Origin of the sequence: Planomonospora sp. ID67723 (assembly GCF_015711605.1) — a bacterium.
Lineage (GTDB): Bacteria > Actinomycetota > Actinomycetes > Streptosporangiales > Streptosporangiaceae > Planomonospora_A.
The window spans coordinates 369,125-382,031 of the sequence record NZ_JABTEZ010000004.1; the positions used below are offsets into that span (position 1 = coordinate 369,125).

The 12,907-nt window shown below is 68.8% G+C and carries 14 protein-coding genes; 5 read left to right on the forward strand and 9 right to left on the reverse strand.

Going from position 1 to position 12,907, the window contains the following annotated elements; translation table 11 throughout:
• Positions 1-276 precede the first annotated feature (276 nt).
• Genes HS041_RS28325 through HS041_RS28335 form a run of 3 tightly spaced genes read right to left on the reverse strand, consistent with a single transcriptional unit; the run spans position 277 to position 2,594 of the window.
• On the reverse strand, positions 277-1,074 hold the full coding sequence (locus HS041_RS28325) for a class F sortase (protein WP_196443885.1): 798 nt from the start codon (positions 1,072-1,074) through the stop codon (positions 277-279).
• Positions 1,064-1,894 carry a hypothetical protein gene (locus tag HS041_RS28330; RefSeq protein ID WP_196443886.1) on the reverse strand — a complete coding sequence of 277 codons (831 nt, stop codon included), beginning with the start codon at positions 1,892-1,894 and terminating at the stop codon, positions 1,064-1,066. Before HS041_RS28330 ends, HS041_RS28325 begins: the two co-directional genes overlap by 11 nt.
• Positions 1,895-1,943: 49 nt before the next feature.
• Positions 1,944-2,594: a hypothetical protein gene (locus tag HS041_RS28335; RefSeq protein ID WP_196443887.1), complete on the reverse strand. Its 651-nt coding sequence runs from the start codon at positions 2,592-2,594 to the stop codon at positions 1,944-1,946.
• Between the two features lie 152 nt (positions 2,595-2,746).
• Between HS041_RS28335 and HS041_RS28340 the strand changes: the two genes are divergently transcribed.
• Complete coding sequence (locus HS041_RS28340; RefSeq protein WP_196443888.1) at positions 2,747-3,112, forward strand: hypothetical protein; 366 nt, start codon at positions 2,747-2,749, stop codon at positions 3,110-3,112.
• Between the two features lie 747 nt (positions 3,113-3,859).
• On the opposite strand, the gene HS041_RS28345 is transcribed toward HS041_RS28340, so the two are convergent.
• Positions 3,860-4,009 carry a hypothetical protein gene (locus tag HS041_RS28345; RefSeq protein WP_196443889.1) on the reverse strand — a complete coding sequence of 50 codons (150 nt, stop codon included), beginning with the start codon at positions 4,007-4,009 and terminating at the stop codon, positions 3,860-3,862.
• 285 nt (positions 4,010-4,294) lie between these two features.
• Here HS041_RS28345 and HS041_RS28350 point away from each other — a divergent pair, with 285 nt between their 5' ends.
• Positions 4,295-5,095 carry a hypothetical protein gene (locus HS041_RS28350; protein ID WP_196443890.1) on the forward strand — a complete coding sequence of 267 codons (801 nt, stop codon included), beginning with the start codon at positions 4,295-4,297 and terminating at the stop codon, positions 5,093-5,095.
• A 757-nt stretch (positions 5,096-5,852) separates the two neighbouring features.
• Here HS041_RS28350 and HS041_RS28355 read toward each other — a convergent pair.
• Positions 5,853-6,521 carry a DUF2716 domain-containing protein gene (locus tag HS041_RS28355; protein ID WP_196443891.1) on the reverse strand — a complete coding sequence of 223 codons (669 nt, stop codon included), beginning with the start codon at positions 6,519-6,521 and terminating at the stop codon, positions 5,853-5,855.
• Between the two features lie 6 nt (positions 6,522-6,527).
• Here HS041_RS28355 and HS041_RS28360 point away from each other — a divergent pair, with 6 nt between their 5' ends.
• From HS041_RS28360 to HS041_RS28370, 3 genes are all read left to right on the forward strand, one after another.
• Positions 6,528-7,031 (forward strand): hypothetical protein, encoded by a 504-nt coding sequence (locus HS041_RS28360; RefSeq protein ID WP_196443892.1) that lies wholly within the window; start codon positions 6,528-6,530, stop codon positions 7,029-7,031.
• Positions 7,032-7,155: 124 nt separating this feature from the next.
• Entirely contained in the window at positions 7,156-7,548 is a 393-nt protein-coding gene (locus tag HS041_RS28365) for a hypothetical protein (RefSeq protein WP_196443893.1), read from the forward strand.
• A 1-nt stretch (position 7,549) separates the two neighbouring features.
• Positions 7,550-9,946: a DUF4132 domain-containing protein gene (locus HS041_RS28370; RefSeq protein ID WP_196443894.1), complete on the forward strand. Its 2,397-nt coding sequence runs from the start codon at positions 7,550-7,552 to the stop codon at positions 9,944-9,946.
• Positions 9,947-10,212: 266 nt separating this feature from the next.
• Here HS041_RS28370 and HS041_RS28375 read toward each other — a convergent pair whose 3' ends face one another.
• The 4 genes from HS041_RS28375 to istA all read right to left on the reverse strand — a co-directional run bounded on the left by HS041_RS28375 (position 10,213) and on the right by istA (position 12,784).
• Positions 10,213-10,533: a hypothetical protein gene (locus tag HS041_RS28375; protein ID WP_196443895.1), complete on the reverse strand. Its 321-nt coding sequence runs from the start codon at positions 10,531-10,533 to the stop codon at positions 10,213-10,215.
• A complete protein-coding gene (locus HS041_RS28380; RefSeq protein ID WP_196443896.1) occupies positions 10,530-10,667 on the reverse strand; it encodes a hypothetical protein in 138 nt (45 codons plus the stop codon). Before HS041_RS28380 ends, HS041_RS28375 begins: the two co-directional genes overlap by 4 nt.
• A 96-nt stretch (positions 10,668-10,763) precedes the next feature.
• Positions 10,764-11,561: an IS21-like element helper ATPase IstB gene (istB, locus tag HS041_RS28385; protein ID WP_196440301.1), complete on the reverse strand. Its 798-nt coding sequence runs from the start codon at positions 11,559-11,561 to the stop codon at positions 10,764-10,766.
• The gene (istA, locus tag HS041_RS28390; RefSeq protein ID WP_196443897.1) at positions 11,561-12,784 is read right to left on the reverse strand and encodes an IS21 family transposase; all 1,224 of its coding nucleotides are present in this window, start codon (positions 12,782-12,784) and stop codon (positions 11,561-11,563) included. The genes istB and istA overlap by 1 nt, the downstream gene beginning before the upstream one ends.
• Positions 12,785-12,907: the final 123 nt, after the last annotated feature.

Genomic DNA, 12,907 nt, shown 5'->3' on the forward strand with positions numbered 1-12,907 from the left:
CACGGGCGCGCCCGACCAGAGCCGAGATCAACCACATGAGGCACATGAACAACAAACGGTTAGAAGCTACATAAAGATCACATAAGTCTCAAATGCTGCAAAAGCATTGTTATCGACCGATGACTGATCGTCCGAAAGCCACAGCGGCCGCCGGCGCCCGAGGGCACCGGTCATCATCGATCAGGTGAGGGTGTGGCCGCTCTGCTGTCCACCACCAGGGGCAAGCGACAGACGCGACGCGCGTGACCCACTCAGCGTCGACGCAAGGGAAGGCGGTCAACGCAGGTGCGCGTACACGATCACGTTGTCGGTGTAGCTGCGCGCACTGTGGTCGAAGTCACCACCGCAGGTGATCAAGCGCAGGCCCGCATGCTCGAGACGGCCGTAGACCCGGCCGGTGGGAAAGGTGCGCTTGGAGGCCTTCTCCAGGCCGTCCACCACGAAGGTGGCCGTGCTGCCGTCGCGCCGGACGACCTCGATCACCGCTCCGGGCGCCAACTCCCGCAACCGTGCGAACACCGCGGGCCCGGTGATGGTGTCGACGTGGCCCAGGATCACCGCCGGGCCGAGCTCGCCGGGGGTGGGGCCGTGCTTGTACCAGCCAGTCAGGTTCGGCTGGCGGACCGGTGGGGCGCTGACCGCTCCGTCGGCGTCCAGCCCCACCGCCCGCACCGGCGCCGAAACGCCGATCGCGGGGATGCGGATGGCCACCGGCATCGAGCGTGGCAGCACTGCCGCCGTGGCGTCGGGCGGCGAAGCGGCTTGCGCCGCATCGGGGACCGGCTCCAGTCTCATGGCGGTGCCGGGCTGCTCGGCTGGCCCGACCGCGAGCGGGGCAGCGGCGGCGTTGAGGATCGCTGCGGCCATCGCCAGCGGGGTGGCGATGGCCGCCAGCGCCCCGAGGATGATCAGGCTCCAGGTGAACGCACTCCACGGGCGCGCCGGCTGCGCAGACGGCGCCGCTGGCGGTGGGAGCGGCGGCGGGGGTGGGGCGGGTTCGATCCACAGCACGCCGTAGCGGTCGATCCAGGCGCGCCGCGGCGCCAGATGCTCAGGCGGGTGGTCAGTAGCCATGGATGCGCTTGCGGCGGATCTCCAGGCCGATGCCGATGACGAACAGCACACCGACGCCGGCGGCGGCATACGGCCACACGAGCGGTTCGGCCAGCCCGCCGCCGCCGGTCGGGGCGCCGCCTTCGGGTGTCACCGCGATCTGCGCCGGCGCTTCACTGGGAGTCGGGGTCGGGGTGGCGGTGACCGTCACGGTCGCGGTCGGCCGCGCCGTCGCAGTCGAACTCGACGTCGGCGTGGGCGTGGGCGTGGGCGTCAGGGTGGGAGCGGCGCCGACGTTGACGGTGGCCAGCGCCGCTGCGGCGGGATCAGCGGTGCACGAGGTCTGCTGGAGGCTGCCGTTGTGGGTGATGGCGATGGTCAGATCGCCCGGGGTGAGGGTCAGGCTGCCGCTCTGGGTCGGGGTGAGGCTGCCCTTCATCACCGGCAGCGCCAGCGCCTGGCCTTTGCTCAGCGCGGAGGTGCTGGGGGCCGAGACGGTGGCGATGGTGCCGCTTTGGGCGCCGGACAGTTTGATGGCCGCCCGCTGGATCAGCGCGCCGGCGGGCAGCGTCTCGGGGGCCAGCAGGCCGGCGTCGATGTTCCACTCCACCACCAGTGGCTGGTTGACCGCCGCCGAGGTCGGCAGGCTGGCGCTCACCCGCGCCGAGGTGAGCGTCCCGCCGCCCACGGGGGCCTGGCAGGTGTAGTTGACCGTGGTCTGCACCGCAGTGGGCGTCGGTGTAGGGGTGGGGGTCGGCTCGGCTACTGCCGCCGCAGGCCATCCGAGGGTGGCCGCGGCGGCGAGCAGGCCGAGCGTCAACAGGCGAATCGGGGTGTTCACAACAGCTTCCTTAGCTTCAACGGGGGCGATCTGAGCGCCGAAGGGACGCTCAGGGGGCGCGGTGCTGGCCGATGTGCCGCTCCCGGGGAGCAGCGGGATGGGCAGTGGCGGGGACACGCTTGGGGGTGCGGCGGTCGACGGCGATCAATCCCGCGATCACCGTCAAGATCAGCATGAGGGCGGGGACGGCCAAGCGCAGGCTGACCTCGCCATCAGGCACGGCGCCATCAGAGGAGACGGTGGTCGTCCACATCTGCTCAGGAGCGGCGGGCAGCGTCGGCGCGGCGCTGGGCGCGGTCGGCAACGGCATCACCGGCGGCGTCGTCGCTGCCGGCAGAACGAGCGGGGTTTCCGGCATCTGCTGACCACTGGGGTCCTGGCCACTGGGGGCCGTAGGCGGCGGCGTGAGAGCGGGCGGGCTCTCCAGCGGTAGGGCGGGATCGGGCGGGAGCGACGGCGCCGGGGATGATGGGGCGGCCGGCGGCGTGACGGCGGGCGGGCTGCTCACCGTGATCGTCACGGTCGGCTCAGGCGCGCGGGGCGTCGGTTCTGGTGAGGCGTCCTCCTCGGTCGCCGGGCCGGGTTCGATCACGCCGGGATCGGGAGAGCGGGCGAGTGACGCCTGTGCGGCCGGTGCGGTCAGCAGCGCGAAGCTGAGCAGGCAGATTATCGCCAGCCCCGCCGCTGCCCCGTGTTTCATCGCGTCTCTCACCCTCGCAAGGTGGCCACCACCGCCCAAACAAGACCGACAATCGTCATGTCTTGCGCCGATAGAGGAAGATACTTCATAAAACGCCCATACATCGCCGGAGCCGGTCACGGTGCGAGGCGACCGACGAGGCGGGCCGCCCGATGCACTTCGCCAGGCAGGAGGTCGCCCGCCGCTTCCTGGCGCCGGCACTCGAAAGCCGGCCGCAGGACGCGCCGTACCGGATCATCCAACGGAACCGTGCCTGCTACATCACCGACTGCGACGTCACCGACTGCGACGGCTGCGACGAGAGCGACACCGGCGACGCCGACGGCGCGGGCGCGCTGACCGGCCACCATGACAGCCAGGCCGGCGCCGACGAGGCCGCGGCCTCGTCGGCGGATCCGCACATGGGGCAGGCGGCTGCTGTGCCGGGTGTGCGCGGCCGCCGGCGATCCCGGCCAGGAACGGCATGTCACCGTCGCAGCCGGTCGCTATCGGGTGCGTGTGTCTTACCTGCCTTCTGATCCTCCGGCATCCGGACACAACGGTTCCGAACCCGGTGACCACTTCCGCTACCGCATCGACATCTGGCCGACCAGCAGTCCCGCAGGCCTCGCCGTGCTGAAGCAGGGCCGCCGTCTCTGGGCCGGCTGACTTCCTCGGGCCGGCCGATCCCTGACCGCGCTCTGCTCGCGGCACGTCGGTCACGATACTGTCGTCACGACATACCAAAGATCATCTAATCGGAGTGCCGCCCGCCTCCCGAGCCGGATCTGTCGCACGGGCCCTGAGCCCTGCATCTTGATGTCGTCTGGGTGCCTCGCGAGTCGCCCAAGGTACTGTTTGAGCCTCACATGCGCTCCCACCTGGCATGATGCAGGCGGTATGGGATGGGCTGACCCAAACAGAGTAAGCCTTCCTGATCAATTCTGGTGAGATCGACATCCTCGCCGGCGTCTGGGGCGATCTCGCTGAAGCCGGCGATGCTTCGGTCGACACCTTGGCCGGGGTCCTGCTGTCCCTGGTGGATCGTGGGTGGATCGAGGTGTGCCGGTATGAGGCGTGGACCAGCCCCACGGGCCAGCAGGGTTTTCAGCCCGGTGATCTCATCCCTGCAGAGCGGCTTCACTCGGTCCTGTTGGATCCGACCAGCTGGGAGTATCCCGATGGGGACTGGATCGGTGCGGTGAAGCGGGTGGAGACCGAAACGGGGAAGAAGATCACGCGATTCACCCCCGAAGAAAGCGGAGAGTAGCCCGGAGCCTTGCCGCTCAGAGCCGGGACATGGCCGATTCGGCGCCGGCCCAGACACGCTCGAAGCTGTCGACGTAGGTCGCCGCGGCGGTGTCGGTCTCGGTGCGGGCCAGGTAGATGACCAGAGCGCCAGAGGCTCGAGTGCCGTAGGCGTGCAGATTGACCATGAGACCATCGTCCGCGGTGGGGACGTTCGGGCTGCTGCCCCTGGAGCGGGCCCGCCGAGCCCGCTGGGGTATGTGAAGAAGCGGTGCACTCAACCCATCAACGCAACAGGGCGGCAAACCCATCGGCCGGGGGTATCGAACTCCAGCGTCTTGCGAGGCCGGGCGTTCAGCTTCTGAGCGATGCGATCGAGATCGTTCTGGGGTGAGATCGGCCATGCTGGCGCCCTGGGGCAGTGGCTCCTTGGGCGAGTCTGCGGCATCACCCTGACCTGGGAGAATAGTGAGATGTCCCAGGCATCGACCGCGCTTTCAGCCCGGTGGCCGCTCGCACCCGCCAGCGCCACCGACTGGCTGCGAGAACTCGCCGGCGACGGTCTTACCGGCTTCATGCCGCCTCCGCTCCCGGACGCGGCCTGGGTGCTGAACGCCATGTACGAACATGATCAGGCCCCTACCGGTATCTCCCATGACGACGTCCACCGCGCCGCGATCGCGAACGGAAGCGTGTCCCCCGAGATCGTCGGCGGCATCGACATGAACACCGTGGGAACCGTCACCGGAGGCGGCCTGGGCCGCGCCGAGCACCCCGGTCCCGGCTGGAAACGGCTGCGCTGGGCCGACCTCGCGCGACGCAGCGGCGACCCGATGATCCCCGACCGTCTTCTGCCCTGCTACCGCTGCTTTCCCTCCGTCTCCATCAACGGCAGCTGGCCCATCACGATCGTTCCGCCGACCGAGGGCAGCATGGACCGTGAGACCTGGAACCGTCTGATCGGCCTGCTCCGCGTTCATAGCCCTGCGGGCGCGGACACCCGCTGCCTGGCCTACTACAGCCCATTAACGCTCGGGGCCACCGATTTCGAGAACCTCCATGTGCGTGCGGGTCTGCTCGGCGATGCCGAGATCTTGTACGACAACCCCGAGGTCGGCTTCAGCCCGTCCAACCTCTGGGCCGAGGACCGCTCATGGATCATCTGCACCGACTACGACCTGTGGGCCACCAAAGTGGCCGGACCCGCCTCGCTCATCGAGGTCCTGCTGAAAGACCCCGAGATCGAAGCGGTACGGCTGCCCTGGGCTCCCTGACCGGGTTGTTCTTGAAATGGCCTGATCATGTGTCACGAGTGCTCGTCTGATCGTGCGGATCGGGCGGGCTCTCTTCGTCTCCGGGCTCGTATCCATGCTCGCCGGGCGGTTCGGGGCCGGTGCGGCGTCTGAACCTGCGCGGCCTGGCCGCCGCCTCCGGTGTCAACCGCCACGCTATCGCCGACCTGCTGACCCGGGCGGTCCTGGCCGGACGTGGCCACCATCGCCTTGCGGGAGACCGCGCTCGCGGTCCGGCTGTGGCTGGAGGACGCCTCGGCGCCCCGATGACGGCGCCGAACGCCGTGATGACCTCGACGGCGTGGTCGAGCCTTGCTTCCGCCGCCCCGAAAACCCGGACATCCGGGCATAGGCGGCCATCGTTTGGCTCGACAGCCTCCATGTGATCACCTAGCGCGTTACGCTCGGAAGGTGAGAGCCTTCAAAGAGTTAGGTCTGGGCGCTCATATAATCCGGTGCCGTCACTCGCAGCCAGCTCGGTCAGGGCGTCGTCGAGACCCTGGCACGCGCCGGGCTCGACGTCTGCCAGGGTGACCATGTCCTGGATACGGCCAGGGCGATCGCCGACGGCGAGACCGTCGAGGTCTTCAAGCCGTAGCCCCGTACGCTCGGTCCCAGAAAGGCTTTCGCGGACCGAACTCAGCGAAAAGTCAGCAAGCGCAATCCGTGCACGACATCGACCCGTCTCACCGCGGGACGGGGCAGCGCAAGGGCGGCGCGTTTGACCCCGCCGCTTCCGTTAGGAACGGGCACGCTTGACCGGCAGCCATGACGTCAGGAGCGGTGCCAACACACCGGTCAGGCTTGCGCCGAAGACACAGAGGGTTTGCTCCCAGGGGTGGCCGAAGGTGCCGTTCGCCATGTCCTCAGACAAGAAGACGTAGTAGTCACCGTCAGGGAAGATCTCGACGGGCCAGCGAGGGTTCTCGTCGAGGGCCTGGCGATGAGGCCAAAACCACCAGCTGGGATGGTGCCAGTCGAGCACGAGCAGTCGTTGTGATGGAGCGAAGACGCGGGTCATCGCCAGCAGACCGAGAGTGTTGACGGCGTCCTGCGCCGCGGCGAACTGGGCCGATCCACTGATGGCGAAGATAGGGGACAGGTCAATGGTGATCGATGGGGCCGGTTCGTTGATCGCAGGTTCGTCGTACGGCTCAGGGCTGGGCCGGAAGTCGAAGCGGGCATCAAAGGGCGCCCAGAAGTCCTCGTAGCGTTCCGACTCGATCTGCTGCCAGGCGGGAGCGGTCACGGATCGACCATAAGGGCGGTGTGCCGACAATCCATGAAGGCCCGACTCCGGTTTACGGAACGGCGCTGGCGCGCCCACTGGCAACAGGGCGGCGAGCAGGCTCAAGACCAGTTCGATGGCCAGAACGGTCTTGCCGGAGCCGGGCGCTCCGGTGATCATCAGCCGGTGCGGTGGGCGGGGATGGGGCGGCTGGTAGTAGGTGACGATCTGGGTGAGCCTGCCGCCGAGGCCAAGGCCGCGCTGGCCGAGCAGGTCACCACCGCGGCCCGGCTGAGCGAGAAGCTGGCGGCGGCCACCGACCGCGCCGAGACCGACACCGAGCGGGCCCGCGCCGAACTGACGACCGTCCACGCCGCGGCCGAGCGGCTGCGGACCGAGGCCGAGACCGCCCGCACCCGAGCCGCCGCACTCGAGGCCGAGCTGGCCACCGAACGCGCCGCCGCCCAGGAGCGCACCACCGAGCTGAGGAGTCGGCTGGCCGACAGGGAGGCCCGGCTGGCGGAGTTGGCCCTGCCATCGCTGGTCGACATCGACGGCACCCCGGGGATCTGCTCGACGACGGCACCGCGGTGCTCGCCGAGAACGGCCGGGTGCTCATGGCGTACGGCGTCAACGGCCCGGTCGACCGGAAAACGGCCGTACGGCTGGGCGCCGCGCTGCTGGCCGTAGCCGCCTACCTATCGAACGCCGGGTGACCGATTGAGCCCGCCAAATCCCGCACACGAGGTTCTGTCGTCCTTCGGTGATATCCATGGCCTCCATTGCAACATCCGATGATTTATGGAGCTGTGGAATGGTGACGGTCACCTTTCGGGATGAGACGGCAACCGGGAAACCGCGGGCCGAGTTCGCGCTGCCGGATCTTCCGGAGAGCATCTCGACGCGGGAGTTGGTGCGGTTACGCGTCCGGGAGGAGGCGGCCCGCCACAACGCCGCCCCCTCTCATCACTTCCGCGGGCTGGTCAAGCCCACCGACGCCGAGACCGAGCTGAACAGCTACCGGATGCGAACCGCGCGCAGGCTGGACGGGGAGCAGCAGGCCGACGCGACTGAGGCCGCGTTCGCCCGCAACGGCTTCCTGCTGCTGGTCGGCGACCGCCCGATCGAGGACCTGGACACCGAAATCGACCTGATCGCCGATCCCGTGGTGTCGTTCGTCAAACTCGTTCCCTTGGCCGGAGGCTGACGTGGGGGTCATCGGCGGTCTTCCAGACGGGCTTCGTGGCTGGCTCGACGGGCTGGACGAAGCGACCCTGGAGATGTTTCGGCGTCTCGACGCTACCCTCCGACCCCAGGATGCTTACCATTTCGCCGACGACACGCTCCTGAAGGAGCTCTCCGCCGGTTGGGGCGAGGTCGAATGGCGGACGACGGCGCTGTGGGCGCAGTTGCTCACGCGGACCACCGACGGCAGCATCGCCGGCGAGAGACTTCTCACCAGGCTGGCGCAGCGCAAACTGCGCTGGACCCCGCAGGAGCGGGAACTGCTGTGGCGGACCACGCTCACCCCGCCGGAGCAGTACTGGACGGAGGTGTGTTACCGCATCCCGATCTCCTCGATCAAGGGGCTGCCAGCGAGCGAGCGCGAATCGCTCCTGCCCTACCTCATGTGGGCTCAGCGGGAGATGGAGGCGACCCCGATCTCAGCCAGCTGGGCGGCCAAGCGGCTGCTGGACGACCTGCTTGCTGAGCATCTCGCCGACGACCCCGCCGAGGCCACGCGTTCTCTGGTGCCCGAGGGTGACGGCTTCGCCGTGCTGCTGCGCGAGGAGTACGGCAAGCGCCTGGGCGAGAGCGATGCCCTCCCGCTCCTGAGGCACTGGGCCACCGCGACATCCGCCACCTCGACAGCGCAGTGGACAGCACGCGCAGCCGAGCTGCTCACGCCCCGTACGGTCGAACTGATGCGAGAGATCCTGGGCCGCGTGCCGACCTACCGTGAAGGACCCTGGCACAACGGCTACCGCGAAGTCGTCACCTATCTCCGGGAACGCACCGCCGAGCTCCTGCGCGGGATGATCTGGACCTGCGAGCTGATCGACGAGCCCTGGGTAACCGGGCTCCTGGGCGAGGTGGCCCTGGCCACCAGCACCGGGATCGGTGGATCAGGCCCGAACTCACGCAGCGAGCGAGTGGCCAACGCGGCCCTCGGCGTACTGGCCCGGCGCGGAGGCACGGAGGCGGTCACCCAGCTGGCCCGCATCCAGGCCAAGGTGCGCAGGAAGAGCATCCTGGCCAAGGTCAAGCAGATCCTCGAGGCGATAGCCGCACAGACAGGCCTGTCTCCGGAGCAGTTGCTCGAACGCACCGTCCCCACCTTCGGCCTGGACCACGACGGCACGCGCACTGAACGGGGGCTGACCCTGTCAGTGACCGGCGCGATCACCTGCAACGGCCGCAAGACCATCCCCAGGAGCGTCGACCGGGAGCTGCTGGCCGAATTCAAGGCCACGGCCAAGGAACTGAAGAAGACGATTCCCGCCGAACGGTTCCGCGTCGAGCGCGCGCTGGCATCCGAGCGGACCTGGCCGTGGCAGGAGGCGTGCGCGTTCTACCTCGACCACCCGGTCACCGGCGCCTTCGCCCGGAACCTGATCTGGGAGATCATCCAGGGCCCGGCCGGACTCCCTGTCCGCGTCGACAGAGCCTGGGAGCTGACCGACCCAACCGGGCACCGCATCCAACCGCGCCCTGACACCTTGGTCCGCCTGTGGCACCCCATCTCCCACACCGCCGACGAGGTCCGCACCTGGCGGGACCACCTCCTGGCGATTGGCCTGCGCCAGCCGTTCAAGCAGGCCTTCCGGGAGGTCTACCTGCTCACCCCTGCCGAGGAGGTGACGCGCGACCACTCACGCCGCTTCTCCGATCATCTACTCCGTTACGGCCAAGCCAAGGCACTGCTCACCGAGCGCGGCTGGAGCGGTATGTCGCTGGGCCACTGGGACGCCGCCGGAGGATCCGGCCAGTGCACCGCCGCCAAAGAGCTGCCCGGCGGCCTGACCGCCAGGTGGGACTTCCACCTGGACGAGCACTCCTACGAACGCGACGGCTACGGCACCACCGTCTCCATGTGCGTCAGCGGCGACCTGTGCGTCCGCGCCGGCACCTCTCCGGTCCCGCTGGCCGAGGTTGCTCCGCTCATCTTGTCGGAGACGTTGCGCGACGCCGACTTGGCCGTCGGCGTCACCTCCACCGGCCTGGACCCCGAAGGCCACGGCGACTACTGGCAGTCCTACGGGTTCGGCGAGCTCACCGAGACCGCCCGAACCCGGCGCGACGCGCTGGCTCGCCTCCTGCCCCGATTGAAGATCGCCGACCGGGCCGAGCTGACCGACCGGTTCCTGCGCGTGCGCGGAGACCTGCGCACCTACAAGATCCACCTCGGGTCGGGCAACATCCTGATGGAGCCCAACGACGCCTACCTGTGCATCGTCCCCGGCCGCGACCGAGACACCGGCTCCGTTTTCCTGCCCTTCGAAGAAGACGGCGGAATGCTCTCGGTCATCTTGTCCAAGGCGTTCCTGCTGGCCGCCGACACCGCCATCACCGACCTGTCAATCACCCACCAGCTCACCGGATGAGATGCCCCCTGCCGGTGCTGAGCCCCTCGCGGAGCCTCACCGGCAGGACCGCTGGACAGCACACCCATCTTCAGCGCAGCGAGACCATGAAACGCCTGCTGCATCAACCTGCTGGCTCCTCCGCCACACGGCACTCGAAGAAATGACGCATGGCTTTGCCTGTGAGAACCGGCACCGTTTGTCGGTGGGTTCGGGCACCGGTTGATGATCATGCTGGACGGGATGACTGCTCTGTTCGGCGAGGACTGAACCCGCCTGCCTATGGCCTACGCCGACCGGCTGTCGGGCGTACGGCATTCGCAGGGCGCGGTCGTGAGCGTGCGGGTTGCCCGGTCGAGGTGAGTGATGGTCCCGGCGCCCAAGCAGCGGCGGCAGCCCAGCGCGGCCGCGGCCACCGGGTCGGTCCAGATGCGGTGCTCCCAGACCGCAGGCGGCCCGGCGGGCGGCTCCTGGCCGCCGCGTTCGGCGGGCTCGTGCTCGCCGCCGACCCGGCCCAAGCCGCCGCAGAACCGGCAGGCGAGGCGGAGGCGGCCGACGCGCTGACCGCCGTCGCCGCCGCATTCGGGGCAGATGATCGGGTCGGTCACTGACGCCCCGTCCCCGCGCAGGACGTACACGGCACCCAGACGGCCTGCTTCGTGCTGTCACCGTTGCGATCGACCCACTCGCCCTGGGCACCCAGGCAGGTCCCGCAGACCGGCGTCTCCTTCTCCTGCGCCATGTCTTCGACGCTACGTGTCAACGACGCTCGAACTCTGACCCCCTACCGACGACTGAAAGTTGACCCCCTGACGCTGATGTTGGTCACGGATTGTCGCTAATGGTCGTTGCCGGATTCGGCCGCAGGAATCCTGCCCAGATCACGGTTCTTCAGCCGGTAACTGTCTCCCTTCAAGCTGATGACCTCGGCGTGATGGACGAGACGGTCGATCATCGCCGCGGCCACCACATCGTCGCCGAACACCTCACCCCAGCGCCCGAACGGCTTGTTGCTGGTGACGATCAGCGACGCCCGCTCGTAACGGCTGGACACCAGCTGGAAGAACAGGTTCGCCGCCTCGGCCTCGAACGGGATGTAGCCCACCTCATCGACGATCAACACCGGGATGCGGGAGAGCTTGACCAACTCGTCCTGCAACCGGCCGCCGGCATGTGCCTCGGCCAGGCGGGCGACCCATTCGGCCGCGGTGGCGAACGCGACCCGGTGACCAGCCTGACAGGCCCGGATGCCCAGCCCGATCGACAGGTGCGTCTTGCCGGTGCCGGGCGGGCCGAGAAACACCACGTTCTCTCTGCCCACCACGAAGTCCAACGTGCCCAGATGAGCGATGACCTCGCGCTTGAGAGAGCGCTGATGATCGAAATCGAAGTCCTCCAGCGCCTTGCGCGCCGGGAAACGCGCCGCGCGGATGCGAGCCTCACCGCCGTGCGATTCGCGGGCGGCGACCTCACGCTGCAGGCAGGCGGCCAGGAACTCCTCATGGCTCCAGGACTCGGCCCGGGCGCGTTCGGCCAGGCGCTCCACCGCCGCCGCCAGCGACGGCGCCTTCAGCACCCGGGTCAGATAGGCCAGCTCAGCGGCGACGTTGCGCGAGCCGGTCGCAGCAGCGGCCATCAGGCCACCCCCTCGATGCCCAGCAGCGTGTCGTAGTCACTGAGCCGCCGATGCTCGACCACCATCACGCCCGCGGGCCGAGCGGCCTGGTTGACCGAGCGGCGCAGCGCCGCCGCCGCGGCGGCGTGACCGGCATCAGTGATCGTCTGGTGGGCGGCCCAGCACCGCTCATGCCGGGCCACCAGACGACCGCCGCAGGTCACGACCACCTGCTCCAGGTCGGCGGCGACCTCGACCAGCCGGCCAATGACCGAGGGGTGCACCGTGTAGTGGTTGGAGGCGATGCGCACGTAGTGGTCGCGGGCCAGCCGGGTCGAGCTGCGCCAGCCGGTCACCGGGGCGACCGGCGGCAACGTGACCATCGCGGTCCGGTCGGCGTCGAGGCGGTCGATCGGCCGGCACTCGATGCGCCGGTGATGACGCGCGTTGGCGCGATTCAGCCAGTCGGTCAGCTGGGCGTTGAAGTCGTGCGGGCCGGCGAAGGAGCGCCCCGGCAGGAACGAGGTCTCCAGATAGCCGTTGGCCCGTTCGACCAGGCCCTTTGCCTCGGGATCGGCCGGTCGGCACTGGTGGATGGCCACGCCCAGCGTTCCGCGGAACGCGCTGGCCTCGGTGGTCAGTTGCGGTCGGCCCGCCTTCCACTGCCCGATCGCGCTCTCGTTGTCCCACACCAGCGTCTTGGGCACCGCACCCAGAGCGGTCAGCAGGGCCCACATCCCGGCGAACAGGTCCCCGGCCGCGCGTGAGGGCAGCATGCGGGCCATCAGCCAGCGCGAGTAGCCGCTGACCATGACCAGCACCGGCAGGATCGCCGTCTGTCCGGCGCCCACCGGGATCCGCACCGGCGGGAACCACAGGTCGCACTGGGCCAGTTGCCCGGGCTGATACGTCGTGCGCGAGGCCGGGTCGGCGGGTTTGTAGTGCGGCCGCAGCAATTGGATGCGGTCCTTGAGCACGGTCAGGGAGTTCTGCCAGCCGATCCGCTCGGCGATCACGGTGGCCGGCATGTCCGGGAACTCCTCCAGCAGTTTGCGGATCTGCGGCTCGGCCGCGTCTGCGATCGATCCCTTGCTCGCCCGCCGGTACTTCGGCGGTTCTGTGGCCGCCAGCGCGCGCTTGACGGTGTTCTTCGAGATGCCCATCCGCCGAGCGATCGCCTTGATCGGCATGTTCTCGGCCCGGTGCAACCGGCGGATCTCCGCCCAGTCCTCCACCTTGATCACCCTCCACGATGACAGCGGAGGGGTCAGATTTCGGCCGTCGCCTGAGAGTCAGTTTTCACGCGTCGTCGACACTACGCCGTATGAGCGGCTTCGTCAGGTGTCTCAGGACAGCACTACGTCCCA

Excerpts from the sequence above, each read along its gene's own strand:
- HS041_RS28325 (WP_196443885.1), bottom strand. The coding sequence starts at position 1,074 with ATGGCTACTGACCACCCGCCTGAGCATCTGGCGCCGCGGCGCGCCTGG.
- HS041_RS28335 (WP_196443887.1), bottom strand. The coding sequence starts at position 2,594 with ATGAAACACGGGGCAGCGGCGGGGCTGGCGATAATCTGCCTGCTCAGC.
- HS041_RS28340 (WP_196443888.1), top strand. The coding sequence starts at position 2,747 with ATGCACTTCGCCAGGCAGGAGGTCGCCCGCCGCTTCCTGGCGCCGGCA.
- HS041_RS28345 (WP_196443889.1), bottom strand. The coding sequence starts at position 4,009 with ATGGTCAATCTGCACGCCTACGGCACTCGAGCCTCTGGCGCTCTGGTC.
- HS041_RS28350 (WP_196443890.1), top strand. The coding sequence starts at position 4,295 with ATGTCCCAGGCATCGACCGCGCTTTCAGCCCGGTGGCCGCTCGCACCC.
- HS041_RS28355 (WP_196443891.1), bottom strand. The coding sequence starts at position 6,521 with ATGATCACCGGAGCGCCCGGCTCCGGCAAGACCGTTCTGGCCATCGAA.
- HS041_RS28365 (WP_196443893.1), top strand. The coding sequence starts at position 7,156 with ATGGTGACGGTCACCTTTCGGGATGAGACGGCAACCGGGAAACCGCGG.
- HS041_RS28380 (WP_196443896.1), bottom strand. The coding sequence starts at position 10,667 with ATGGCGCAGGAGAAGGAGACGCCGGTCTGCGGGACCTGCCTGGGTGCC.
- istB (WP_196440301.1), bottom strand. The coding sequence starts at position 11,561 with ATGGCCGCTGCTGCGACCGGCTCGCGCAACGTCGCCGCTGAGCTGGCC.